The sequence below is a fragment of the Rhizobium sp. C4 genome, from assembly GCF_021026315.1.
Lineage (GTDB): Bacteria > Pseudomonadota > Alphaproteobacteria > Rhizobiales > Rhizobiaceae > Ensifer_A.
This window is the reverse complement of record NZ_JAJNCX010000005.1, coordinates 1-24,114: the sequence shown is the minus strand read 5'-3', so window position 1 is coordinate 24,114 and position 24,114 is coordinate 1. Positions and strand designations below refer to the sequence as shown.

Sequence of the window (24,114 nt, the reverse complement as noted above, 5' to 3'; positions counted from 1 at the left end):
GGCGCGGCACAGTTGGGCCGTCATGAGGGGACTTGGGATGGGGGACGGCCGATTTCGGGGCTGAAAGACGCTTCAAGATACTCCACACATCCAGTGTCTGTTTACCGCACGGGCCTTTTACCAACGGGCTTTGGATCGCAGGCTGCCGCATACAAGGTTCGCCGGGAAAACGCGCAACTGTGCATCGGGTTCCCGCCCTCGGCAAAAAAAATCTTCATGCCCGTTTTGTGATCTTCGGAACTTTCGGAACACCGATGCGTTGATTGGCCGAACAGTCAAGCCAGAAGGAGAATTCGAATGGCAACCGCGACATCGATCTTGAAGGACGCAGGCAAGGAAGCCCGCGAAAATGCAAGCGATCTGGAAACCCGCGTCGAGCAGCTGACCGCACAGCTGGCCGAACTCGCCAAGAGCGTTTCCGGCTACGGAAACGGCACGATGGAGACCATCGCCAACGAAGCCCGCCGCGTCAAGGATGACGTGACCGACCGCTCCCTCGCCCTCGCATCGGCTGCGAAGGACACGGTGATCGCCGCAGAAAGCGATATGGAACAGCGCATCCGCGAAAATCCCCTGACCGCCATCGCCGTCGCCGCCGGCATCGGCTTCCTGGCTGCCATCCTGACCCGCAGGTGAGCCCGTGGATTATCTGATCAGCCAGATCGCACAGGCCGCCGCGCGCGGCCTGGAGCCCTCCACAGGGCGCCTCCAGCGCAATGTCGTCGGCGCAGCCGTCACCGCCATGTTCGCGACGATCGCCCTGCTCTCGCTGTTTGCGACGGGCTGGTTTGCGATCTACGAGCACCAGGGTCCTGTTGTCGCCAGCGCCTACATGACGCTGGCAGCAGTGGTCCTGTCCCTGCTCGCCTGGGCGATCATGACGATCCTCAACAGGCGCGCGCAGCGTTTGCTGGAGGCGGAACGCCGCAGGCTCGCCGCAGCGGCACCTGCCCGAAGCGGTAGCACATTGTTCGCACTGACGGAGCTGCCGGGGCTGATCAGAACAAGCCCTGTCATCACCGTGCTTTCGGTCGCGGGGATTGCATATGCTCTCGTGAAGTCGCGGCGGTGAATGTTTCGCCGCGACATCTGCCCCGTTCCAGACGCTTTCATGTCCTGAAGTTCCACCCGCCGGAAAAAATTTCGCAATCGACGGAACCAAGCGACTTTACATGCGTTATAGGTCGGCAGAGCGCAGTTTTAGACTCCATGGAGTGACTATATGTCCTTGACCGCCCGTGTCGCGATCCACCTTCCTCTCCTGAGACGTTTCGCCCGCGCGGTGACCGGCTCGCAAACCTCCGGTGACGCTTATGTTGCGGCCATGCTGGAGGCACTTATTGCAGATATTTCCATCATGCCGAAGGAGGAAGACGACAAGGTCGCCGTCTTCAAGCTCTTCATCAGCGTCTATGACCGGCTCGACGTGACGCCGAAGCCGATCGAAACGCCCTTCGCATGGGAACAGCGCGCGGCACATAATCTTCTGAACCTGCCAAAACGCGAGCGCATCGCCTTCCTTCTGATGGGGCTCGAGGGCTTTTCGAGCTCGGCAGCAGCGTCTGTCCTGAATGTCGGCGAAGCCGAATTCAGCAGGCTGATCGACGAGGCCTCGCGCCAGATTTCCGAACAGGTCGTGACCGACGTCATGATCATCGAGGACGAGCCGCTGATCGCGCTCGACATCGAGCAGATGGTCGAGGAGCTTGGCCACACTGTCACCGGGATTGCCCGCACCCACAAGGAAGCGGTCAAGCTCTATGCGGAGACCAAGCCGAAGCTTGTGCTTGCCGACATCCAGCTCGCTGACGGAAGCTCCGGCATCGACGCGGTCAACGACATCCTGAAGTCGGACAGCAGCATTCCGGTCATCTTCATCACCGCATTCCCCGAACGCCTGCTGACCGGCGAGCGTCCCGAGCCCGCCTTCCTCGTGACCAAGCCTTTCAATCCCGACATGGTCAAAGCCCTGATCAGCCAGGCCCTGTTTTTCAATGAAAGACAGAGGGAAGCGGCGTGAAGGCAAACGGCCTGATTTAAGACGTATTGACCTGTCGGTCCGGCACGTGTCGGCATGACATGCGCCGGCCGAAAACGGGGTAATTTTATCGTGAAGCGATTGTCATGGGTTGAGCCGGGAGAGATCGACGCGCTGGCGCGCGACTTCTTCATCCATGCACTCGTGGACATGGGTGCCTGTTACATTCTCTACGACCAGAGCGGGCTGTGCATCTGCATCACCAGCCTGCCGCCGCGGTGGCAGCGAAACTACTCGGAACGGCCCACCGATCTCGTTCTTTTCGGACCCGAACTGGCCAGCCGGCTCTCGGCGATGCGGGCCCGGCTCGTCAATCCGGGCGACAAGGCCGATCTGGAAATCGCCATAGGCGACGAGAGCATCTACGAGTTTCGCAGCCACATGGTCGCCATCCCCGGCAAGGGAAATTACGTCATCATGTCGATCGCTGACCGGAGCGAGGAACGGCAGCGCGCGAAGACGCTTCACTCGCTGCTTCTCGAGGTCAGCCATCGTTCCAAGAACCTGCTCGCGATCGTTCAGGGCATTGCCTCGCACACGGCGCGGTTTACCGGCAATCTCGACGACTTCCTGGCGAAGTTCCGCGGCAGGCTTTATGCGCTCGCGCAATCCCAGGATCTCGTCACCGCATCGAGCTGGCGCGGCGCCGATTTTCTGGAACTGGCGAAGGCCCAGATCGGCCGCTACACGGCGGCCAATCCTGACGCCATCACGCTGGAGAGCGAGCCGATCAACCTGACGCCGAACGCCGCCACCCATCTCGGCCTGGCGCTGCACGAACTGGTCGTGAATGCCATCACCAACAGCGAGATCCTGACCGAGAAGAACGCCGTGCTCGTCCAGTGTCACCGCATCGACACGCCGGAGGGGCAGCGGATCAAGTTCCGCTGGGTGGAGAAGCTGCGCCCCAACGTGATCGAACAGTCCGACTGGACACAGCATTTTTCCAGCACAGTCCTGCAGAGGATCGTGCCGGCTGCCCTTGGCGGCTATGCCGTCAACAGGGTTGAAGACAACTGCATCAGCTACGAGCTGACCTTCCCGCTCGAAGGCAGGCCGTAGTCGCATACGACCCGGGCGCACGAGAGCAGGCGCACACGCGCCCTCCCTGCCCGATCGGTCGCCGTCCCCGTTTCAAGCTTAGGAAAGACCGTGGTCCATGAACAGGTTCACCTGCGACAACTGCACATCCGTCGTCCATTTCGATAACGCGCTCTGCCTGCATTGCGGCTTCGCGCTCGGTTTCGAAAAACAGACGCTCGCCATGCGCGCCTTCAGCGAGACACCGCCCCAGGGCTACGTCACCTGCGCCAACGCGCAGGCCTGCGGCTGCAACTGGCTGGCACCCGCCACCGAAGGCCTGAGCTTCTGCTTTGCCTGTTCGCTGAACCAGATGGTGCCGGATCTTTCCAACCCGGCCCATGTGGACCGCTGGACCAAGCTCGAAGCGGCCAAGCGGCATTTCCTCTACGGCATCCTGAAGCTCGGCCTGCCGATCGTGACGCGCCACGAGAACCCCGACGAGGGTCTCGGTTTCGAACTGCTGGCCGATGCGCCAGATGTCGGCCATGTGATGACGGGGCATGAAAACGGCCTCATCACCATCAACATCGCCGAGGCGGATGCCTCCGAACGCGAGGCGGCGCGCGAGGCCATGGGCGAAGCGCTTCGAACCCTGATCGGCCACTACCGCCACGAATCCGGCCACTATTACTGGAACCTGCTGATCCGGGACGGCGGCCGGCTGTACGCGACGCGCGCCATCTTCGGCGACGAGAGGCTCGATTATGCGACTGCGCTCGAAACGCATTATGCCAACGGCGCCCCACCGGACTGGCAGGAGAATTTCGTCAGCACATATGCCTCCAGCCACCCCTGGGAAGACTTCGCCGAGACCTGGGCCCATTATCTCCATATCGTCGACGGGCTGGAGACGGCCTATGCCTACCATGTCCAGACCGAGAGCACCGGCTGGCGTTTCGAGCAGGGCAGCGACATTCCGCTCGACCGCATCATCGCGGCCTGGGTCGAACTGACGATCGGGATCAACGCGATCAACCGCAGCCTCGGCCAGCAGGACCTCTACCCCTTCGTCTTTACCGAGCGGGTCATCGAGAAACTCGACTTCGTGCATCGCCTGATTACGGCCAAACACTGACGATCGGAACAAACTTCCGCCTCAAACGTTAAACGGTCACAGACGTTGGAGGCGAACATGAGCAATGTCGCAGCAATATTGGTTTTGGTGGCATGCCCCCTGAATTCGACCCATTGCGTTTCGGACCCGGTGCGCATCTCCACCTATGAGCGCGCCCAGGAGTGCGAGAAGAGCATGCCGGGTGAAATCCGCAGGCTGAAGACGCCCGGGATGCGTATCCTCGGTTCGTGCAACACGTTCGACGCGAGCCTGATGGCGAAGATGAAGCCAATCGACGTGACCAACAGGATCGATCCTGCCAAGGTGAAACGCACGGATGATGCGGGAACGGCTGTCGGATTTCAGGACAAAATCAGATGAGGCACCACGCGGGGGAACCATCCAGGCACATCTTCTGGGACAAGGACAACGGCCACGACGGCAGCGCCGAGTGGTCGTCCGACTGGGCGGCGACGGCGGGAGAGCTGGACAGCGGTCTGCCCCTGCATTCGGGCCGTGCGCTCACCTGGCTCTCGGCTGCACAGGCGATCATCCAGGTTTCCGGCCTGCTCTTCATCATCTACACCTGTCTGCAATAATTCTGAGGCATGACGGGACCATCGCATATCCGCTACGCAGCGGCTCCATAAGGTGGGGCCGCTGCATGCGTGCGGCCGGCTCTCTCTCTCAGTCGCCGGACCGGCGATAGCATGCCTGCCGCCCCATAGCCGACACTCTTCCCGATACCCTGCACCGCTCGATCGTATTTGTGGAAACCGAGCAGGCGTGAACCAGAAATGGAAAAGCCCGGGGGAAACCCGGGCTTCTCAGGATCTCTATGATCGTCTGCCTTACCGCGCGCGGCGGAAGCCGCCGAAGACCAGCGACGCGAGGAACAGGATCAGGAAGACGAAGAAAAGGATCTTGGCAATACCGACCGAAGCGCCGGCGATACCACCGAAACCAAGCGCGCCGGCGATGATGGCCACGACGAGAAACAGAAGAGCGTAGTAAAGCATGTGAGTTCTCCCTAGTTGTCGGAAGGATGAACGCGCCAGCGGGAGAAGAGTTCCATCACGAGTAGCCATTTACGCGCTCCTCGTGAAATGTAAAAAAAAGTGGCGGGGCACGGAACATCCGGTCCCGCGCCGCGTTTAAAGCGATGTCGCACACTGATCGGTATTGATGATGAACAACCCAAACTCTGAAAATCCGAAGAAACGGCTGAACGGCGGTCTGCCGCCGGCCGATGTCGTTCAGGATGGAATCGCGCTGCGCCTGCGCGAGCTTTATTCGAACATCGAAAATGAAGGGATTCCGGACAATCTCCTTCATCTCCTTGAAAAGCTGGACGAAGCCGAGCGCGCCCAGACGGCCAAACAAAGTCCAGAGGTTTGATAGATGGCCGACGCCGAGAACCATCAGCTTGAGTTCAAGCGCGAACTTCTCAAGACCCTGCCGAGCCTGCGCGCCTTCGCAATTTCCCTCACCGGCACCTATGACAAGGCGGACGACCTCGTCCAGGAAGCCGTTGTCCGTGCCTGGTCACGCCAGGACAGTTTCGAGCTCGGCACCAACATGAAGGCCTGGCTGTTCACCATCCTGCGCAACGAATTCTATTCGCAGATGCGCAAGCGCGGCCGCGAGATTTCGGATGCCGAAGGCACCTACACGGAACAGATGTCGGTCCACCCGAACCAGATCGGCGCACTCGACATGAAGGACTTCCTTGAGGCACTGAACAAGCTGGCCGAAGATCAGCGCGAAGCGATCATCCTCGTCTGCGCCTCCGGCTTCTCCTACGAGGAGGCCGCCAATATCTGCGGCTGCGCCGTCGGCACGATCAAGAGCCGGATCAATCGCGCACGCGGTCGCCTCCAGGAACTGCTGGGGATCGACGGCGAGAGCGATTACGGCCCCGAGCCCCACATCGCGGCGGTGCTCAGGCATACGGTTTCCGTCTGATTGTCAGCCGGACCGTTTGCCGACGAGCAGCCGTTCTACATAGGTGCGCATGTCGGTGTCGTTGAAGGGCTTCCTGACCAGCGGAACATCCGGAAAGGCTTCCGCGACATCCGCGAGGTCGTCGGCCGCAGTCAGGAACATCATCTGCGCGCCGGAGCGGCGCGCCAGGGACCCATAGTGAAAATCCTCGCCCGGATTGCCCGCAAATTCGAGAACGACAATGTCGAAGGACTTGTGGGCCAGGGCATCGGAAAGCTGATCGCGGCGGCAGATTTCGACTGTGCAATCAAAGCCTTCCGTGAGGATCCTCTCGGCTTCCAGGGCGATGAATATCTGGTCTTCGGCGATGAGAATCGCAGGACGGTTGTCTACCATGACGAACGTGAACTCACCTATTTCATGGCTCCCCGAAGGAGCTCCACGGTGGCCAGACCGCCCGGTGAGGACGGCAAGTTCTGGCGGCATTGCCCCAGATGCCGTGAAAGCAACCGCGACGTCATTTAAAAAAGACATGTTTCAAACGATCTCCTCAATTCAGGATAACAATTTACCGATATGAACAACCAAAAGTCGAAGGGTGATCAGATGGATACATCGGTAAGTCATCACATGATCAGGTGTGATGCCTGCGTGCTGAGACGGATGAGCGGCTTCCGCTCGATGTCGGCGGAGGAAGCCAAGCTGATCTCCGGGTTCAAATCCGGCGAGATGCGTTGCGAAACCGGCATGACGCTCATTTCCGAAGGGACGCTCAATCCATATCTCTACACGGTTCTGGAAGGCTGGGGCTTCCGCTACAAGTCGCTGGAAGATGGACGGCGGCAGATCCTCAACTACCATGTTCCCGGCGATCTCATCGGCCTGCAGGGCGCCCTGCTCCAGGAAATGGACCACAGCTTCGAGGCGCTGACGCCGATGCGGCTGTGCATCTTCGAACGCAGCCGATTCCTGACGATCTTCGAGAAGTCGGCGGACCTTGCCTTCGATGTGACATGGCTTGCCTCGCGCGACGAGCGGATCCTGGACGGGCATATGCTCAGTCTTGGTCAGCGGACGGCCATGGAGCGCGCCGCCTATCTTCTGGTTTTTCTCTACTACCGCGGTCTGCGCTCGGGACTTTTCACCTCCTCCAATGCGCAGATCCCGCTCAGCCAGAGCCTCATTGCCGACACCCTGGGGCTCTCTCTGGTGCATACCAACAAGACGCTCAAGCGGCTGGCGCAGCGCAAACTCATCGTCTGGCGCGGCCGCGCCTGCGAGATTCTCGACCCGGAAGGCTTGTGCTCGGTGGCCGAATGGACACCGCCGGAAGCGAGCCCCCGGCCGCTGATCTGAGGAGACCGCAGCAGGATTTTCTCGGAAAATCTCGGAACCACATCGTTTGGCAGGCGTTCCATTGAGGTAACCAGTCGATTGACGACCCGTCGCTTGACCGGAAGGACAACAAACGAAAAGGAGACATCCGATGTTCAAGACCCTGATTGCGTCGACCTTTCTCGCGGCCTCCATCGCCGTCCCCGTCATGGCTGCCGATTCCGGCACCTCTGGCACGAACATGAACAACAGTGGTGCCACGCCGATGACGACGACTGGCACAGTCACCACCGGTGCTGCCACCACGGGCGCAGCCGGAACGACCGCTGCGGCGGGTGCCGCCGGGACCGTCATGTACGGCCAGAACGTCACCGCCTCCAACATCATCGGCGCGACCGTGATGGATGCGGCCAACGCCAGCATCGGCAAGATCGATGACCTCGTGCTGAGCGGCCAGGGCCAGGTGACGAACTATGTCGTTGATGTCGGCGGCTTCCTGGGCATCGGCTCGAAGCGCGTTGCGCTGACGCCGCAGGACGTCACGATCACGGCCGACGGAAGCGGCAATCTCCAGGCCAAGACACAGCTGACGAAGGAAGCGCTCAATGCGCGCCCGGACTACACCAAGCCTGAAGTCCCCGCAGCCAAGAACGACACAACGGGCGGCACGACTGCCCCCGCTCCCAAGTCGTAACGAATGAAAGAGGCCGGTGCACTGCGCCGGCCTTGTTCCTTTCAGCGTCGTTCGACGACGTTTCAGCCTTCCAGAAGAACCAGCACTTCGGCCACCGTCCCCCGATCCGTCGGCGGATACTGGATCCCGTTTCCGATTGAGTCCGCCATGGAGCGGACGATGCGCGTGCCGAGGCCGGTCTTGTGGTTGCCCGGTTTCGCCTCCGAGGACGACGCAAGACCCGCGCCGTCGTCCTCGACGGCGAGCCGGGCATTGGTTGCGTCCACACGCTTGAAGATGATGCGGATTTCGCCCGCCTCGCCCTCGGGATAGGCATATTTCAGTGCGTTCGTCACCAGTTCCGTCACGATCATGCCGACGGAAACCGCCTTGTCGGCGGCAAGTTCGATCTCGTCCAGATGCGCCGAAATCCGCAGGCGCGATTCGGGTCCGCTCACCGTATCCGAGAGATCGCCGACCAGCGCCCCGATATAGGGCTTCATGTCGACCGTGCTGATCTTGTCGTTGGAATAGAGACTGCGATGCATCCCGGCGATCGCTGAAATCCGGCTCTGGGTTTCCTGAAGCACCTGCCGCGTTTCTTCATGCTGGGCGGCACTTGCCTGCAGCCTCAGCAGGCTGGTCACCAGCGCGAGGCTGTTGGCAACGCGGTGGTTCATCTCGGCCAGCAGCGCCTCGGCCCTCTCCTTCGCCCGCCGTGTTTCCTCGTCCGCCAGTTCCTTCGCCTTGCGAAGCCTTGCATTGGCGACCGTGTTGACGACCGCATCGGCCAGCAGCGACAGGAAATCCTCGCTGGCATTCTTGATCACATAGTCGGAGGCACCATTCTTCAGCGCCTCGACGGCAATGCGTGCCTCGCTGGAGCCCGTGACATAGACAACGGGCGTCGAGATGCCAAACTCGCGAAAGCGGCGCAGGATGTCGAGGCCCGTCATGTTGGACAGGTAATGGTCCAGAACAACGACGTCGAACACCTCGTTTTGCAGCTTTTCGAAGGCGTCGTCCGGATCATGCGCATGGATGACCTCGTGATTCAACCGGCCGAGATTGCGACGGACCAGATGAGCGAGAGGAACGTCGTCATCAATGTAGAGTACGCGCGTATCCATATCCACTCATCATCAATTCAGCCGATTGGCGAGACGTTCGGCAATCCGGCTTCAGTGTTATCGCGCCGCGAAAAGTCTGAAAAGTACAAAAAGCAGACGGCCGATTCTTTGACAGATATCAGAATTCAAATCGCTGATCTCAAGTCTACAAGACTTCTCCAGCGAAAAGTATTTTTGGCAGTCTCCCTCGCCATCCAACAGCTTCAAGCAAGCCAGCCTGAATAGGGTCTCCCCATGCTTGCAGACAAATGACTTGTCGACGACGATGGATGAACACCGGGCCAAAGCATGACATCGACTGCCTCTACCCTGACCCCCAGCCAGATCAGAACCATGTCGACCGCGGCGATTGCTGCGTGGACGACAGAGGATGTGGCGTCCCTGTCGAGCCAGCAGATCGGCTTCCTCTCGTCGGAACAGATCGCGGCCCTTGATGCCGAAGACGTCAACGTCCTGTCCTCCAGCCAGCTGCGGGCGATCACCAACAGCGCCATTGTCGGCCTCAGCCTCGACCAGCTCGCCGTTCTCGACACGACGGACATCGAGAGCCTGACGCAGGGACAAGTAGCGTCGCTGACGACGCGGCAGTTGGGCGGGCTCGCCCGCGACCAGATAGAGGCCTTCACCTCCAGCCAGGTCGCTGGCATGAACTCGCGGCAGATCGCGGCGCTGACACCGGACGACATCGCCGTCTTCTCCACCGCCGACATCGCCGCCATCTCCTGGACCGCGATCGGCGGGCTGAGCGCGGCAGCACTCGCGCGCCTCAGCGGTCCGCAGACGGCCGCAATTTCGACCGCAGCACTTTCGGTCCTGACGTCGACCCAGCTCGGCGCCCTGTCGACCGATCAGATCGCCGCGTTGACGCCGGCACAGATCGGGTCGATGAAGGCCCCACAGTTCAATTCACTCTCCACCGAAGCGATTGCCGCTTTGTCGACCGGCCAGATCGCCGCGATCGACACGCGCATGATCAGCGGCCTGTCGTCGAACGTGGTGGCAGCCATGTCGACCGACCAGATTGCCGCCCTGACGGTGCAGCAGGTGAAGCTGCTTGGCCCCGGCCAGGCTGCGGCCCTCGGCGCCGATGCCCTGGCGACCTTCTCCTCCGACAAGATGGCGGCACTCTCGAGCCGGGCGCTTTCCGGCCTTTCGACGGCAGTCATCGCCTCCCTGACCGGCGACCAGATTTCGGCCCTCTCTCTCACGTCGATCAGCGGTCTTTCCTCGGACCAGATGGCAGCCCTGTCGGCTGACCAGGTTGCGGCCCTGTCGGCGTCGCAGGTCGGCGCACTGAACGGCGGACAGATTGCAGCACTCTCCAGTGACGACATCCAGCGCTTCTCGCCGGAAGATATGGCAGCCATCAACGCCGACGCGGTTTCCGGCCTGTCCTCGACATTGATCAACGCGCTTTCGACCGATCAGGTCGCGGCCTTGTCGACGGTCGCGATCACGCGGCTGAAAACCGATCAGGTCGGGGCGCTGTCGACCGACCAGGTCGCGGCCCTTTCGACCGATCAGGTCTGGCGGTTGACGTCGATCCAGATCTCGGCCCTCTCGTCCACCCAGGTTGAGGCGCTGAGCACGGCGCAGATTGCCGCCATTTGCGGGACTGCGATCCCGGGGCTCAGCAGCGCCCAGATCCAGGCCCTTTCAACCGACCAGATCGCGGCATTCAACATGCTGCAGATCCGCGGTTTCAGCGCGAGGCAGATCACGGCCATCGGGCCGGACGGCGTCGCCGTACTCACCACACTGACCCTCTCCGCCCTGACGCCCGCCGGCATCTCCGGTATCAGGACGGACGCGCTGGCCATCCTCACCCCCGAACAGGTCACCGCCTTTTCGCTCGCCGCGATGCCCGGCCTCAGCCAGGCGCAGATCACGGCACTGACGTCCGAGCAGTTTGCAGCGCTCTCGACTGGCCAGCTTGCCTCGCTGACGCGCAACCAGATCCCGGCGATTGATGCCGAAGACCTCGCCACGCTGCCCCCCGGCAAGATCGCAGCGCTCAGCACCAGCGCCGTTGGCGGCTTGACCACGGCGCAGGTTTCGTCGCTCTCGACCGATCAGATTGCTGCGCTGACCATCTATCAGGTCGCCAACCTGACTTCGATTCAGCTCTCCGCCCTCAGCGGCGAAGCCATCAGCGTGCTCGGGACGGCAAAGATTGCCGCTCTGTCGAGCGCCGCCATTCCCGGCCTGCCGACTGCGGCCCTCACGGCCATGGGAACGGACCAGATCGCCGCGATGAGCACCCGCGCGATCGCTGCGCTGACAAGCGCGCAGATCGCCGCCATGTCGGCCGAACAGATCGGCGCCATGTCGCCAACCCAGGTGGCGGTTCTTTCCTCGGCGCAACTGTCGGCCTTCGGCACGGATGACATCGCTGCCCTTTCGACGGCCGATATCGCGGCGCTGGCAAGCCAGAGCATCATCGGTCTTCCGACGGCCACCGTCGCGGCCATGGCGGACGAGCAGGTGGCCGCACTCAGCACAGGATCGATCGCCCAGATGCTGGCGACACAGGTCGCCGTGCTGAGTTCGGGACAGGTCCATGCCCTGACGACCGCCCAGATGGCGGCGATTGCCAGCAGCCGCATCTCGGCACTGACGACCGACAAGATCGCCATGCTGTCGACCGACAAGATCGCCGCGTTGAGCGCAGCAGGCATTTCAGGCCTCACGACCGATCAGCTCGCCGTCTTTTCGACCGCGCAGGCGCAGGCGCTGACGTCCCAGCAGGTCCGCGCGCTCTCCTCGCTGCAACTCGGGGCCATTTCGTCTGCCGGCATCGCCACCTTCTCGACTGCGGACATCGGAGCCCTTCTTGCCGCCACCGTGCAGGGTTTGAACAGCGATCAGCTGTCCGCCCTCACCTCTGCGCAGATCGCAGCGTTCTCGACGGCAGCGATTGCGGCGCTGCGCACCACCCAGATCAACGCGCTCAGCAGCGCACAGATCGAAGCGCTGACCGCCACGCAGATCGCCGTCATGTCGACCGATCAGTTTTCGGTCCTTGACGCCAGCGACATCGCCACCTTCTCCACCGCAGATATCGCTGCGATCCCGACCGCCTCGATCGGACGGATCCCCACCGAGGCCATCGCAGCCCTCTCCAGTGCACAGATCGCAGCCATCAGCCAGTCGGCCGTTGCGCGCCTGACCTCCGACCAGCTCGGTGCACTCAGCACCACCCAGATCGGCGCGATGACGACGGGCCAGCTGGTCATGCTGTCCTCGGCGCAGATCAAGGCGCTGTCGCTTGATGACATCAGCGCGCTGACGACCACGCAGATGGCGGCGCTTGGAACGCTTGCGATCAGCGGACTGACGTCCGACCAGATCTCGGCACTCACCAGCGACCAGATCATGGCGCTGGGTACCCGGCAGATTGCAGCCCTCACCTCGGCGCAGGTTTCCGTGCTCAGCACCGACAATCTGGCGCTTCTCTCCACCGTCCAGATGGCGGCACTCAGCCCCATCGGCATCACGGGCCTTTCCAGCCGGCAGATCGCGTCGCTGACGACGGCGCAGGTCGGGGCGCTGATCCCGACGCAGGTTTCGGCACTCAACTCCGCCCAGATCGCAGCGCTGAACACGCAGGCGCTGGAGACTTTTTCCACAAAGGACATCGCCGCCATCACACCGGCTGCGATCGTCGGCCTTTCCACCGACGTCCTGGTCACGCTCTCAAACGCGCAGATGGCGGCACTCAGCACCCTGGCTGTCGCCGGTCTGTCCACCGTGCAGGTCGATGCGCTGACCAGCGACCAGCTGGCGATCCTCGATACGCGCCAGATTGCGGCACTGAAGTCGGACCAGATCGCCGTCCTCACCTCAACCGACCTTGCCGCGCTGACGACCAGCCAGATCGCCGCGATCAATTCGAAGGCACTGACAGGCCTGTCGACCCGACAGGTGGTGGCACTGACGACCGATCAGGTCGCAGCGCTCACGCCCACGCAGGTCGGCGCCCTTTCCTCCGACCAGCTTTCCGTTCTCAGCAGCGAGGCGCTGGCAACCTTCTCGACCAAGGACATGGCCTCCATCGCCCCGACGGCGATCGGCGGGATTACGACGGATGTACTCGCCTCGCTGTCGACGGCGCAGATCGCCGCGATCAGCACGCGCAGCATCGCCGCCATGTCGACGCGCCAGATCGACAGCCTGACCGCCGACGAGATGGAAGCGCTGACCTCGTCGCAGGTCGGGGCGCTCACCTCCTCGCAGCTCGCCGTTCTTGATGCCTCCGACATCGCGACATTCTCCACGAGGGATATCGCAGCGATCGGCTCCGACGCCATCGCCTCGCTCTCGACGGCTGCCATCGCCGGCCTGACCGCAACCCAGATCGCCTCGCTCAGCACATTCGGCATCCAGGGCCTCTCGACCCGTCAGGTCGTCGCCCTGACGACGAGCCAGATCGAGGCGATGACCGCGACCCAGTTTGCGGCCTTTACCTCGCGGCAGGTCTCGGTTCTCTCGACGGATGTCATCGGCATCCTGTCGACGGCACAGATCGGCGTTCTCTCCTCCGGCAGCGTCGCCGGCCTGACGACCCAGCAGCTGGCGGCTATGACGACCGACCAGATGGCGGCGCTCAATCCCGACCAGATCGGCGCCATGAACTCGACGCAGCTGTCGGTGCTTGATGCGGCCGACATGGCGACCTTCTCGTCGAAGGACATGGCCGCCATCAGCTCGACGGCCATCCGCGGGCTTTCGACCGATGTGATTGCCCAGCTGAGCACCGACCAGATCGCCTTCCTCTCGACCGCCGGCATTTCGGGCCTGTCGACGCGCCAGATCGCGGCCATGGACACCGCGCAGATCGAGGCGATGACGCCGATCCAGATTGCGGCGCTCAGCTCCTCGCAGATCGCGGTCATGAGCTCGGACGCGATTGCCACCTTCTCGACCGCTGACATGGCGTCGCTGACCGCAGCGTCCGTCGCCGGTCTCTCCACCGCCGTGGTGGCCACGCTCTCCACCCGCCAGATCGCCGCCATCAACTCGACCGCGATCCCCGGCCTGACGACGCAGCAGGTCGGCGCGCTGACATCGACCCAGGTCGCCGCCCTGACCAACAGCCAGCTCGGCGGCATGACCGCCGGCCAGATCACGGCCATCGGTGCCGTCGACATCACCGCACTGTCGCCCGAGCAGATCGCCGCCATCAGCTCGGCAGGGATCGCCGGACTGACGACCGCGCAGATCGGCGCACTCAACACCGCCCAGATCAACGGCCTGACGACACTGCAATATGCGACGCTGACCTCGCGGCAGCTTTCCGCCTTCACCACCGCCGATATTGCGGCCATTGCGCTGGAAGACATCGCGGCCATCAGCTCGGCCGGCATTTCGGGTCTCAGCACGGCCGCCATTGCCGCGCTTTCGCAGGACCAGGCCGCCGCGATCAGCACGGCCGCCATTGCGGGCCTGACCACGGCGCAGATTGCCGCCTTCAGCAGCGCGCAGTTCCAGGCCATGTCCACCGGACAGTTCGCGGCCCTGAACGCGCGGCAGATCGACTCGCTCGGCACCGCCTCGGTCACATCGCTGACGGCCGAACAGATCGCCTCGCTGAACACGGCCGTGATTGCCGGGCTGACGACGGCGCAGGTCGCCGCGCTGACCAGCGTCCAGATCGCCGCGCTCACCTCGACGCAGATCGGCGCGCTCACCTCGGCGCAGGTCGCCGTGCTGCAGACGGATGACTTCGCCGCCATGTCCACCGGCGATGTCGCGGCCCTGTCCTCCTCCGCCATTGTCGGGATCGCGACGACCGTGCTGGCGGCGCTGCCAACGGAACAGATCGCTGCACTCAGCAGCACCGCCCTGCCTGGGCTGACAACGGCGCAGATCGCGACGCTGACCACGAGCCAGATTGCCGCGCTCACCACCGGCCAGACCGCATCGATGACCTCGCGCCAGATTTCGGTCCTGTCGCTGGCGGATATCGCCGTGATGTCGACGGACCAGATCGCCTCGCTGGCAACAGCCAGCATCAGCGGGCTCACCACAGACCAGATCGCCGCCCTCTCCACCGCCCAGGCGGAAGCGCTGACGTCTGAACAGGTGGCAGCCCTCAGCTCGCGCCAGATCGCCGCCATCGAAACGCAGGATCTGGAAACCTTCTCGACGGTCGATCTCGCCGCCATCAGCGCCAACGGCATTGCCGGTCTTTCGACCACGGTCATCGCCAGCCTGACGAGCGACCAGATCGCCGCATTTGGCACCGCAGCGATTGCGGCTCTGTCGACGACACAGGTGGCGGCACTGACGAGCAACCAGTTCAATGCGCTGACCACGACGCAGATCGGCGCGCTGACGGCAAGGCAGGTTTCCACCCTGCCGGTCTCGGCCATTGCCGGACTGACAACGGCACAGACCGCCGCGCTCTCGACCACTGCGATCTCCGGCCTTTCGACCGCGCAGGTGGCCGGCATGACCGCCGACCAGATCAATGCGCTCTCCTCCGCCCAGATCGGCTCGCTGTCTTCCGATCAGCTGGCCGTCATCAGCTCCGCCAATTTCGATCTTCTGTCGACCGGCGACATCGCCGCGATCAACTCGGGCGCGATCGCCGGACTTTCGACAGCCATCGTCGCCTCGTTGACCCGCGAGCAGATCGCCGCCATCAGCGCCTCGGCGATTGCCGGCATGTCGACAGCCCAGATCGCGGCGCTGAGCGTCGACCAGGCCGATGCGCTGACCAGCACGCAGATCGCCGCATTGAGCTCGCGCCAGATCGCCGTGCTCGGCGCGGATGATCTCAACACCTTCACGACCGCCGAGATGGCGGCCATCAGCGCCACCGGGATTGCCGGTCTCTCGACCACCGTTCTGGCCTCGCTCTCAACCACGCAGATTGCCGCACTCAGCACCGCCGGCGTGTCCGGCATGACCACCGCGCAGGTCGCAGCACTTTCGACCGACCAGCTCCACGCGCTGAGCAGCACGCAGATCGCCGCACTCACGTCGGATCAGGTCGCCGCACTGACGACCGCCGACATCAATGCGCTCACCACCAGCCAGATCACGGCGCTGAGCGCCACCGGCGTCTCCGGCCTGACGAGCACGCAGCTGGCCGCCATGCGCGTCGAACAGTTTGAGGCCTTCTCGTCCACGCAGATCGCGTCTCTGACATCGCAGGCACTGGTCGGCCTGACGACCGCCGACCTGCAGACGCTGTCGACCGGCGAGCTTGCCTCGATCAGCTCGGCGGGCATTGCCGGCCTGCCGGCGGCCTATATCGCCTCGCTGTCCGCCGCCGAAATCGCAGCGCTCGGCACGAAGGGCGTATCCGGCCTGACATCGACGCAGGTCGCCGCCATGAGCCCGGCACAGATCGATGCCATGTCGACGGCGCAGCTGGCCGCCTTGAGTGCGGACGGCCTTGCCGGCTTCTCGACGGCCGATTTCGCCGTGCTGAGCAATACCGAGATCGGGCTGCTGAGCCCCACGGCCTTCAAGGGTCTTTCGACGGCCATCATCAACGGCCTGACGACCGGCCAGATTGCAGGCCTTTCGACCGGCCAGGTGGGCGCACTGACCTACAACCAGATCGTGGCGCTCGGCACCGCGCAGGTTCTGGCCCTGACGACGAGCCAGCTCGGCGCGCTGAACGCCATCCAGGCCGCCGGCTTCGGGACGGACGACGTCGCGCTGCTGTCGACACAGGCCCTTCAGGCGCTGACCAGCGGTGCCGTTTCCGGCCTCGGCACGCAGGTGATCGCCCAGCTCACCACGGAGCAGGCCGATGCGCTGAGCTCCGGCCAGATCAGCGGGCTGACCTCGCAGCAGGTCGCCGCGCTGACACAGGCCTCGCTTGCGACCTTCACATCGGGCGAGATCGCCGCGCTGAACTCCAGCGGCGTCAAGGGTCTGTCGACAGACGACATCAACGCCCTGACAAATGCGCAGCTTGGCGCGCTGGTCGATACGCAGATGGGCAATCTCAACCCCGATCAGGTCGCCGCCGCCATTTCCGCCTATCTCAGCCGGAATTCATAAGAAAAACCGGACAAAGCCGCTTCACGGCTTCGCCCGGTTCCTTTCAAAATCAACGACTTGCAACGAAAAGGCGATCTGAAGGTTCAGATCAGCCCTGCCCTCACCCGATCGTCATGAGGCTGGCATTGCCGCCGGCGGCGGCCGTGTTCACCGAGGTCGAGACCTCTTCGAGCAGCCAGTTGAGGCAGATCGCATCGGTGTCGGTCAGAAGCTCGTCGGTCGTGGCAGCCTGCACCAGAACAAGCGGCCCGGAAAGGCCGGCAATCTTCTGGTTGACCGTCTGCACACGATCGCCATTGCCCTCGATCAGCGCCCCGGCAAAGGGTCCTGCCGCATTCCAGTCGAAGGCCCAGCCGATGCGCGACGCAACGGCAGCGGGCAAAGTGCCAAACTGCGCTTTGAGCCCCGAAGCCTCATCGACAATCGCCGAATTGCCCGTTGCCAGCACTGCCGCCAGCTGCCGCTTCAGTCCATCGAGCGTTTGCGGGACCACCAGGATGCGGCCGCGCGGATGCAGGCCATAGACATTGCGCTCGCCAACCGGCCCCTGCAGCTCGGTAGCCAGCCCGAGCGCCGAATGCTCCGCCATCTCCCGGGCAGCCTCGGCACCGGCGTGATCCTGCCGCTCATCCAGCCAGCGGGTGAATTCGGTGAGCTCCGGATCGGTATGCACCGAATGATGCTGCGGCGGCACGGGAGCCTTCTGCACCAGCCGGCCGAGATAGAGCGGCCCGCCGGCCTTGGGTCCCGTGCCGGAAAGCCCGCGCCCGCCGAAGGGCTGGACGCCGACGACCGCGCCGATGATGTTGCGGTTGACATAGATATTGCCGACCCGCACGCGGCTCGTGACATGGGCGATCGTCTCGTCGAGACGGGTATGCAGGCCGAAGGTCAGGCCGTAGCCGGTCGCGTTGATCTCATCGATCAGCCGGTCGAGATCGGCGCGGCGATAGCGGATGACATGCAGAACGGGGCCGAAGACCTCGCGCTTCAGCTCCTTCAGCGATGGCATTTCGATGATCGTCGGGGCAACGAAGGTTCCCTTGCGGGCGTCCGCCGGCAAGGCGACCTGCTCGACGGGCAGACCCAGACCGCGCATCCGCTCGACATGCGCCTCGATAATGCCCTTGGCCTCCGCCGTGATGACGGGACCGATATCGGTGCCGAGGCGATCGGTGCGGCCAAGCGTCAGTTCGGCAAGCGCCCCTTTCAGCATGTGCAGCACGCGGTCGGCGACATCCTCCTGAAGGCAGAGGATGCGCAGCGCCGAGCAGCGCTGGCCGGCGCTGTCGAAGGCCGACGCGATGACATCGCCGACAACCTGTTCGGCGAGCGCCGAGGAATCCACGATCATCGCATTCTGTCCGCCGGTCTCGGCGATCAGCGGGATCGGCTTGCCACTTGCCGAAAGCCGTTCGGCCAATTGCGCCTGAATGAGGCGCGCGACTTCGGTGGAGCCGGTGAACATGACGCCCGCCGTCTCCGCAGCGCCGACAAGGGCTGCGCCCACGCGGCCATCGCCGGGGACGAATTGCAGGGCCGCGCGCGGCACGCCGGCCTCATGCAGGAGCTTCACCGCCTCATGGGCGATGATCGGCGTTTCTTCCGCCGGCTTTGCCAGAACCGGATTGCCGGCAACGAGGGCTGCCGCAACCTGTCCCGTGAAGATCGCCAGCGGGAAATTCCACGGGCTGATGCAGACGACGGGACCGAGTGGTGCATGGGCCGCGCCCAGTGTCTTGCGGGCCTGATCGGCATAATAGCGCAGGAAATCGATGGCTTCGCGCACCTCGCCAATGGCGTTGGCGGCGGACTTGCCGGCCTCGCGCATGGCAATGCCCATCAGCATTTCGATCTTGGCCTGCATGAGATCGGCGGCACGGTCGAGGCAGGCGGCGCGCTCGGCGGGCGAGGTTTCGGCCCAGGCGACGGCATGGTCGGCGGCGACGCGGACAAGCCGCGCGGCCTCGTTGGCGTCGAGTTCCGTCACCTGCCCGACCACATCGCCGTGATCCGCCGGATTGAGAACCGGGCGGCTTTCGCCCTTCGCATCGCCTTCGGCAACCAGCGGGCCGACATTCCACGACTGCGACGCGCTCGTTTGCAAGGCAACCGCGAGCTCTGCAAGCTGGGCCTCATTGGAGAGATCAAGCCCCGAAGAATTCCGGCGGCTTGCACCATAGATATCCGATGGCAGCGCGATCTGGTCATGCGGCGCGCCGGGAACCGGCATCGCCTCGACCACATCGACCGGATCGGCCACCAGATCGGCAACCGAGACATTTTCGTCCGAGATGCGGTTGACGAAGGACGAGTTCGCACCGTTCTCCAGCAGACGTCGGACGAGATAGGCCAGCAGCGTCTCATGCGTGCCGACCGGCGCATAGATGCGCGCCGGACGGCCGAGCTTGGCTTTGCCGACCACCTCTTCGTAAAGCGGTTCGCCCATGCCATGCAGGCATTGGAACTCGTATTTGCCGGTTTCGAAATCGGGACCGGCGAGATGATAGATCGTCGCCAGCGTCTGCGCATTATGGGTGGCAAATTGCGGGAAGACGGCATCCGGCGCGGCCAGCAGCTTGCGGGCGCAGGCGATATAGGACACGTCCGTATGGACCTTGCGCGTGAAGACCGGGAAGCCATCGAGCCCGTCGATCTGGGCGCGCTTGATCTCGGCATCCCAGTAAGCGCCCTTGACCAGACGCACCATCATGCGGCGGCGGGAGCGGCGGGAAAGATCGATGATATAGTCGAGCACGAAGGGGCAGCGCTTGCCATAGGCCTGCACGACAAAGCCCAAACCGTTCCAGCCGGCCAGAGCCGGATCGAGGCTCAGCTCTTCCAGCAGGTCGAGCGAGAGTTCCAGCCGGTCGGCCTCTTCGGCATCGATATTGAGGCCGATATCATAACCCTTGGCGATCAGCGCCAGCGCGCGCACCTTGGGGAGCAACTCGCCCATCACCCGCTCCGCCTTGGCGCGGACATAGCGCGGATGCAGCGCCGAGAGCTTGATCGAAATGCCGGGGCCATCATAGATGCCGCGTCCGGCCGCTGCCTTGCCAATGGCGTGGATGGCGTTTTCATAGTCGCGATAATAGCGCTCGGCATCCGCCGCCGTGGTCGCGGCCTCGCCCAGCATGTCATAGGAATAGCGGAAGCCCTGCGCTTCCATCACACGGGCGCGCTCCAGGGCCTCGTCGATCGTCTCGCCGGTGACGAATTGCTCGCCCATCATGCGCATGGCCATATCGACGCCGCGCCGGATCACCGGCTCGCCGGCCCGCGCGATCAGGCGGGTGAGTGCCGCAGACAGGCGGCGATCGCTGACGGTGGAGGTGAGCTTGCCGGTGACGACCAGCCCCCAGGTCGCCGCATTGACGAAGAGCGAGCGCCCGCCGCCGATATGCGCCTTCCAGTCGCCGGTGGCGATCTTGTCGCGGATCAGCGCGTCGCGGGTGTCGGTGTCGGGGATGCGCAGCAGCGCCTCGGCCAGACACATCAGCGCCACGCCCTCCTGCGAGGAGAGCGAATATTCATGCACCAGCCCTTCGACGCCCGTGCCCCTGTGCTTAGCCCTGAGCGCCTTGATCAGCGCCGTCGCCGTTGCGGCCACCTGCCCCTTCATCTCCGCCGGCAGCTTGGCAGCAGCAAGCAGCGGCGCCATGCATTCCACTTCCGGCCGGCGATAGGCGGCGGTGATGGTGGTGCGAAGCTCACTCTGGGAACGAATGGCGGGGGCAAAGGCGGCAAATGGCGATGGCGAAACGGGCATGGCGATCCTTCCTCGAAGTCTCAGCGGAAAGGCGGTTTCGAGGGATGGTTTCATGGCTTGGTGAGCCTTGCAAGACCATCCGAAAGAACCGTGTTTCCGCCGCTGGGCAGATCTTGCTGATAACATGATGGCGCTTGATCACGCCGCCTAAAGAAGGCTATCATCCTAGGTGATTTCTCCAAATATTCCGGACATCACGCGCATGAAGACCAGATATGACGCCTCCTATGGTGATCTTGACAAGATCGATCTGAAAATCCTTGAGATTGTCGCGGATGACGGGCGCATCTCGATTACCGATCTCGCCAGCGCCGTGGGTCTGTCCAAGACGCCCTGCCAGCTCCGCCTCAAGCGGCTCGTGTCGGAAGGCTATATCGATGGCTTCCGGGCGGTCATCAATCCGCAGAAGCTCGGCCTCGACCACATCGCCTTTGCCGAAGTGAAACTCACCAATACGAGCGAGGAGGCCCTGAAGAGCTTCAACGAGGCAGTGAAGAAGATCCGCGAGGTGGAGGAATGCCACATGATCGCGGGCCGCTTCGACTATCTCCTGAAAGTCCGCACCCGCGACATTGGCCGCTATCGCCGGGTTCTGGGTGAGTTGATCTCGACGCTGCCTTATGTCGCCAGCACGTCGACCAATGTGACGATGGAAGCGGTGAAGGAAAGCTGGTGATGCACCTCGTCTCCAAATAGCGAACACAATGAACGCATCGTTCACCGACACAAACGGGACTTTGGCCGCCTGACGCATTATGTAGGGTGCAACAAGTCCAGTCCGGACCTTACGTTGTGAAGGACACAATCCATGAAGAAAATCGGTTTCCTCTCCTTCGGCCATTGGACGCCCTCGCCGCAATCGGCGACGCGCTCGGCCGCCGACACGCTGCTCCAGTCGATCGATCTGGCTGTGGCTGCCGAAGAGCTTGGCGCGGATGGCGCCTATTTCCGCGTCCACCATTTCGCCCGCCAGCTTGCCTCGCCCTTCCCGCTTCTGGCAGCCGTCGGCGCGCGCACCAAGTCGATCGAGATCGGCACGGGCGTCATCGACATGCGCTATGAAAACCCGCTCTATATGGCGGAAGACGCAGGCTCTGCCGACCTCATCTCGGGTGGCCGTCTGCAGCTCGGCATCAGCCGTGGCTCGCCGGAACAGGTGATCGAGGGCTGGCGCTATTTCGGTTACCAGCCGGACGAAGGCCAGACGGATGCCGACATGGGCCGCCAGCACGCCGAGGTCTTTCTCGAAGTCCTCAAGGGCGAAGGCTTCGCCCAGCCCAACCCGCGCCCGATGTTCCCGAACCCGCCGGGCATGCTGCGCCTCGAGCCGCATTCCGAAGGCCTGCGCGAGCGCATCTGGTGGGGCGCCGGTTCCGACGCAACCGCCCGCTGGGCCGCCAAGCTCGGCATGAACCTGCAAAGCTCGACGCTCAAGAACGATGAGACGGGCGAGCCGTTCCATGTCCAGCAGGCCAAGCAGATCCGCGCCTATCGCGAAGCCTGGAAGGAAGCCGGCCATACCCGGACGCCACGCGTCTCCGTCAGCCGTTCGATCTTCGCGCTGGTTGACGATCGCGACCGCGCCTATTTCGGCCGTGGCGGCAAGGAACAGGACTCGGTCGGCTATATCGACGACAGCACGCGGGCCATCTTCGGCCGCTCCTATGCCGGCGAACCCGAGGCGCTGATCAAGGAACTGGCCGCCGACGAGGGCATTGCCGAAGCCGATACGCTTCTGCTGACCGTCCCGAACCAGCTGGGCGTCGAGTATAACGCCCATGTGATCGAGGCGATCCTGAAGCATGTCGCCCCCGCACTCGGCTGGCGCTGATTGAAACGGAAAAGGCCGCGCGGCATCTGCCGGCGCGGCCTTTTCATGTCCCGTGACCTGAACCGCCGGTTCAGGCCCCGTCGCTTACCGCTCGAGCCAGGCCGCAAGCCCATCGAGCGTCTGCACGCCATAGACCACCGCCCCGAAGCCGATGACGAATTTGCGGCGCGCGGCAGGTCGGGTGCTGCCTGATGCGTGCGCTGCACCGCCCCTCGCCCGGCCCACTGGAAACCGACGCCACCGAGACGCGCGCGGGTTTGCGGATCGAGAAGCGAGGGCGCCACCCAGTCGTTGAAGCTCGCCCGCTCGATCGTGCCGAGCCAGATCGCCGCATCGATACCCAAGCGGTCGAACATCGGCCCGAGATCGTCGCGGATGAAGTGGCCGAGACGCTCGCCGGTCCAGCAGCAGGAGGGAAATTTCTGGTCCGAATCCGGCTCGTTCTGCACGTGAATGGCATCGATCCGGATGCCGAGATCGCGATAGGCCTCGACGAATTTCGACAGATAAAGCGCATGCGCTCTGCGATATTCCTCCTGCCAGACGAGCCGGCCGAAATTATACGCCTTGTGATCCTTCAGCCATGTCGGCGGGCTCCAGGGCGAGGCAAAGAGCGTGAAGTCGCGGCCATGCGCGGCGCGCGCGGCGCGGTAATAGGGCAGCAGATGGCGATGATCCCGCGCGATGGAGAAATGCTCCATCGCAAAATCGCCCGCGGTCTCGTTGTGGCTGTACCAGCTTTCGGCAAAATCGCTCGCCCCGATCGGCAGGCGATTGTAGTGAAAATCAAGCCCTTCGGGCGAGAACACGTCATGGATCAGCTGCTCGCGCGGCCGCGTCCGTCTTCTGCAGCGCAATCCAGGAGAGTTCGTTGAAGCAGGCGCCGAAGCCCTTGAAGTCTTGCGTGACGGTCGCGCGCGCAACAACGTCCACCGGCCCTTCTACCACGCGCACATCGCCCTCAACCCAGGCGGCATCCTTCGTCGAAATGCTGATCTGCATGCAAGTCCCCTCCCCGGCGGAACGCCGCCGCGCGCGTGTCTATGGCAACCGTGGCTTTCCCCTGCCAGAGCCACGCACCAGCCGTGAGACCACACGGAACAGGAAACTGAAAAACCCGGCCCGCTTTCGCGGACCGGGCTCGTTCGTTTTGGCCGTCGGTTTCCCGATCAGTCTTACTTCATCAAGGCATCGAGCGGGATCGGTTCGGAGATCGTCCAGCTGTCGATGAC

The 24,114-nt window shown here is 63.4% G+C and carries 20 protein-coding genes and 2 pseudogenes; 15 read left to right on the top strand and 7 right to left on the bottom strand.

Features of this window, described 5'->3' with window-relative positions; translation table 11 throughout:
• The first annotated feature begins 297 nt into the window (after positions 1 to 297).
• From LQK84_RS10495 to LQK84_RS10465, 7 genes are all read left to right on the top strand, one after another.
• Complete coding sequence (locus LQK84_RS10495; protein WP_230828666.1) at positions 298 to 636, top strand: DUF883 family protein; 339 nt, start codon at positions 298 to 300, stop codon at positions 634 to 636.
• A gap of 4 nt (positions 637 to 640) precedes the next feature.
• Positions 641 to 1,072, top strand: coding sequence for a hypothetical protein (locus LQK84_RS10490; RefSeq protein ID WP_230828665.1), 432 nt, complete (start codon positions 641 to 643; stop codon positions 1,070 to 1,072).
• Between the two features lie 150 nt (positions 1,073 to 1,222).
• Positions 1,223 to 2,020 (top strand): response regulator, encoded by a 798-nt coding sequence (locus LQK84_RS10485; protein ID WP_230828664.1) that lies wholly within the window; start codon positions 1,223 to 1,225, stop codon positions 2,018 to 2,020.
• A 90-nt stretch (positions 2,021 to 2,110) separates the two neighbouring features.
• Positions 2,111 to 3,100 carry a sensor histidine kinase gene (locus LQK84_RS10480; RefSeq protein ID WP_230828663.1) on the top strand — a complete coding sequence of 330 codons (990 nt, stop codon included), beginning with the start codon at positions 2,111 to 2,113 and terminating at the stop codon, positions 3,098 to 3,100.
• 97 nt (positions 3,101 to 3,197) lie between these two features.
• Positions 3,198 to 4,196: a zinc-binding metallopeptidase family protein gene (locus LQK84_RS10475; RefSeq protein ID WP_230828662.1), complete on the top strand. Its 999-nt coding sequence runs from the start codon at positions 3,198 to 3,200 to the stop codon at positions 4,194 to 4,196.
• Positions 4,197 to 4,253: 57 nt separating this feature from the next.
• Positions 4,254 to 4,556, top strand: a complete 303-nt coding sequence (locus LQK84_RS10470) for a hypothetical protein (protein ID WP_230828661.1) — start codon at positions 4,254 to 4,256, stop codon at positions 4,554 to 4,556.
• Complete coding sequence (locus LQK84_RS10465; RefSeq protein WP_230828660.1) at positions 4,553 to 4,774, top strand: hypothetical protein; 222 nt, start codon at positions 4,553 to 4,555, stop codon at positions 4,772 to 4,774. Before LQK84_RS10470 ends, LQK84_RS10465 begins: the two co-directional genes overlap by 4 nt.
• A 252-nt stretch (positions 4,775 to 5,026) precedes the next feature.
• Here LQK84_RS10465 and LQK84_RS10460 read toward each other — a convergent pair whose 3' ends face one another.
• Positions 5,027 to 5,194, bottom strand: a complete 168-nt coding sequence (locus LQK84_RS10460) for a DUF1328 domain-containing protein (RefSeq protein ID WP_230828659.1) — start codon at positions 5,192 to 5,194, stop codon at positions 5,027 to 5,029.
• Positions 5,195 to 5,360: 166 nt separating this feature from the next.
• Here LQK84_RS10460 and LQK84_RS10455 point away from each other — a divergent pair, with 166 nt between their 5' ends.
• Together LQK84_RS10455 and LQK84_RS10450 are read left to right on the top strand one after the other, a co-directional pair.
• Complete coding sequence (locus LQK84_RS10455) at positions 5,361 to 5,573, top strand: NepR family anti-sigma factor (protein ID WP_230828658.1); 213 nt, start codon at positions 5,361 to 5,363, stop codon at positions 5,571 to 5,573.
• Between the two features lie 3 nt (positions 5,574 to 5,576).
• On the top strand, positions 5,577 to 6,140 hold the full coding sequence (locus LQK84_RS10450; RefSeq protein WP_230828657.1) for a sigma-70 family RNA polymerase sigma factor: 564 nt from the start codon (positions 5,577 to 5,579) through the stop codon (positions 6,138 to 6,140).
• Positions 6,141 to 6,143: 3 nt separating this feature from the next.
• Here LQK84_RS10450 and LQK84_RS10445 read toward each other — a convergent pair whose 3' ends face one another.
• Positions 6,144 to 6,515, bottom strand: a complete 372-nt coding sequence (locus tag LQK84_RS10445; RefSeq protein WP_230828656.1) for a hypothetical protein — start codon at positions 6,513 to 6,515, stop codon at positions 6,144 to 6,146.
• Between the two features lie 234 nt (positions 6,516 to 6,749).
• Between LQK84_RS10445 and LQK84_RS10440 the strand changes: the two genes are divergently transcribed.
• Both LQK84_RS10440 and LQK84_RS10435 read left to right on the top strand, forming a co-directional pair.
• Complete coding sequence (locus LQK84_RS10440; protein ID WP_230828655.1) at positions 6,750 to 7,475, top strand: Crp/Fnr family transcriptional regulator; 726 nt, start codon at positions 6,750 to 6,752, stop codon at positions 7,473 to 7,475.
• A gap of 130 nt (positions 7,476 to 7,605) precedes the next feature.
• On the top strand, positions 7,606 to 8,148 hold the full coding sequence (locus LQK84_RS10435) for a PRC-barrel domain-containing protein (protein ID WP_230828654.1): 543 nt from the start codon (positions 7,606 to 7,608) through the stop codon (positions 8,146 to 8,148).
• A gap of 62 nt (positions 8,149 to 8,210) precedes the next feature.
• On the opposite strand, the gene LQK84_RS10430 is transcribed toward LQK84_RS10435, so the two are convergent.
• Positions 8,211 to 9,185, bottom strand: a complete 975-nt coding sequence (locus tag LQK84_RS10430; RefSeq protein WP_230828653.1) for a sensor histidine kinase — start codon at positions 9,183 to 9,185, stop codon at positions 8,211 to 8,213.
• Between LQK84_RS10430 and LQK84_RS10425 the strand changes: the two genes are divergently transcribed.
• Both LQK84_RS10425 and LQK84_RS10420 read left to right on the top strand, forming a co-directional pair.
• Positions 9,165 to 9,482, top strand: a complete 318-nt coding sequence (locus LQK84_RS10425; protein ID WP_230828652.1) for a hypothetical protein — start codon at positions 9,165 to 9,167, stop codon at positions 9,480 to 9,482. The two genes, LQK84_RS10430 and LQK84_RS10425, sit on opposite strands and share 21 nt — an antisense overlap.
• A 63-nt stretch (positions 9,483 to 9,545) precedes the next feature.
• Positions 9,546 to 17,279: a beta strand repeat-containing protein gene (locus LQK84_RS10420; RefSeq protein ID WP_230828651.1), complete on the top strand. Its 7,734-nt coding sequence runs from the start codon at positions 9,546 to 9,548 to the stop codon at positions 17,277 to 17,279.
• Positions 17,280 to 17,379: 100 nt separating this feature from the next.
• Here the strand turns inward: LQK84_RS10420 and putA are convergent, their stop codons facing one another.
• Positions 17,380 to 21,051 carry a trifunctional transcriptional regulator/proline dehydrogenase/L-glutamate gamma-semialdehyde dehydrogenase gene (gene putA, locus LQK84_RS10415; protein WP_230828650.1) on the bottom strand — a complete coding sequence of 1,224 codons (3,672 nt, stop codon included), beginning with the start codon at positions 21,049 to 21,051 and terminating at the stop codon, positions 17,380 to 17,382.
• Positions 21,052 to 21,253: 202 nt separating this feature from the next.
• Here putA and LQK84_RS10410 point away from each other — a divergent pair, with 202 nt between their 5' ends.
• Both LQK84_RS10410 and LQK84_RS10405 read left to right on the top strand, forming a co-directional pair.
• On the top strand, positions 21,254 to 21,727 hold the full coding sequence (locus tag LQK84_RS10410; RefSeq protein ID WP_230828649.1) for an Lrp/AsnC family transcriptional regulator: 474 nt from the start codon (positions 21,254 to 21,256) through the stop codon (positions 21,725 to 21,727).
• 132 nt (positions 21,728 to 21,859) lie between these two features.
• Positions 21,860 to 22,882, top strand: a complete 1,023-nt coding sequence (locus tag LQK84_RS10405) for an LLM class flavin-dependent oxidoreductase (RefSeq protein WP_230828648.1) — start codon at positions 21,860 to 21,862, stop codon at positions 22,880 to 22,882.
• An 84-nt stretch (positions 22,883 to 22,966) separates the two neighbouring features.
• Here LQK84_RS10405 and LQK84_RS10400 read toward each other — a convergent pair.
• From LQK84_RS10400 to LQK84_RS10390, 3 genes and pseudogenes are all read right to left on the bottom strand, one after another.
• Positions 22,967 to 23,047: pseudogene (locus LQK84_RS10400) on the bottom strand (ATPase); the annotation flags it as partial.
• 68 nt (positions 23,048 to 23,115) lie between these two features.
• Positions 23,116 to 23,691: pseudogene (locus tag LQK84_RS10395) on the bottom strand (glycoside hydrolase family 30 protein); the annotation flags it as partial.
• A gap of 1 nt (position 23,692) precedes the next feature.
• Positions 23,693 to 23,884: a hypothetical protein gene (locus tag LQK84_RS10390; RefSeq protein ID WP_230828647.1), complete on the bottom strand. Its 192-nt coding sequence runs from the start codon at positions 23,882 to 23,884 to the stop codon at positions 23,693 to 23,695.
• Positions 23,885 to 24,114: the final 230 nt, after the last annotated feature.

Coding starts and splice junctions, on each gene's coding strand:
- LQK84_RS10495 (WP_230828666.1), top strand. CDS start 298: ATGGCAACCGCGACATCGATCTTGAAGGACGCAGGCAAGGAAGCCCGC.
- LQK84_RS10485 (WP_230828664.1), top strand. CDS start 1,223: ATGTCCTTGACCGCCCGTGTCGCGATCCACCTTCCTCTCCTGAGACGT.
- LQK84_RS10475 (WP_230828662.1), top strand. CDS start 3,198: ATGAACAGGTTCACCTGCGACAACTGCACATCCGTCGTCCATTTCGAT.
- LQK84_RS10470 (WP_230828661.1), top strand. CDS start 4,254: ATGAGCAATGTCGCAGCAATATTGGTTTTGGTGGCATGCCCCCTGAAT.
- LQK84_RS10465 (WP_230828660.1), top strand. CDS start 4,553: ATGAGGCACCACGCGGGGGAACCATCCAGGCACATCTTCTGGGACAAG.
- LQK84_RS10460 (WP_230828659.1), bottom strand. CDS start 5,194: ATGCTTTACTACGCTCTTCTGTTTCTCGTCGTGGCCATCATCGCCGGC.
- LQK84_RS10455 (WP_230828658.1), top strand. CDS start 5,361: ATGATGAACAACCCAAACTCTGAAAATCCGAAGAAACGGCTGAACGGC.
- LQK84_RS10450 (WP_230828657.1), top strand. CDS start 5,577: ATGGCCGACGCCGAGAACCATCAGCTTGAGTTCAAGCGCGAACTTCTC.
- LQK84_RS10445 (WP_230828656.1), bottom strand. CDS start 6,515: ATGGTAGACAACCGTCCTGCGATTCTCATCGCCGAAGACCAGATATTC.
- LQK84_RS10440 (WP_230828655.1), top strand. CDS start 6,750: ATGATCAGGTGTGATGCCTGCGTGCTGAGACGGATGAGCGGCTTCCGC.
- LQK84_RS10435 (WP_230828654.1), top strand. CDS start 7,606: ATGTTCAAGACCCTGATTGCGTCGACCTTTCTCGCGGCCTCCATCGCC.
- LQK84_RS10425 (WP_230828652.1), top strand. CDS start 9,165: ATGGATGACCTCGTGATTCAACCGGCCGAGATTGCGACGGACCAGATG.
- LQK84_RS10420 (WP_230828651.1), top strand. CDS start 9,546: ATGACATCGACTGCCTCTACCCTGACCCCCAGCCAGATCAGAACCATG.
- putA (WP_230828650.1), bottom strand. CDS start 21,051: ATGCCCGTTTCGCCATCGCCATTTGCCGCCTTTGCCCCCGCCATTCGT.
- LQK84_RS10410 (WP_230828649.1), top strand. CDS start 21,254: ATGAAGACCAGATATGACGCCTCCTATGGTGATCTTGACAAGATCGAT.
- LQK84_RS10405 (WP_230828648.1), top strand. CDS start 21,860: ATGAAGAAAATCGGTTTCCTCTCCTTCGGCCATTGGACGCCCTCGCCG.
- LQK84_RS10390 (WP_230828647.1), bottom strand. CDS start 23,884: ATGCAGATCAGCATTTCGACGAAGGATGCCGCCTGGGTTGAGGGCGAT.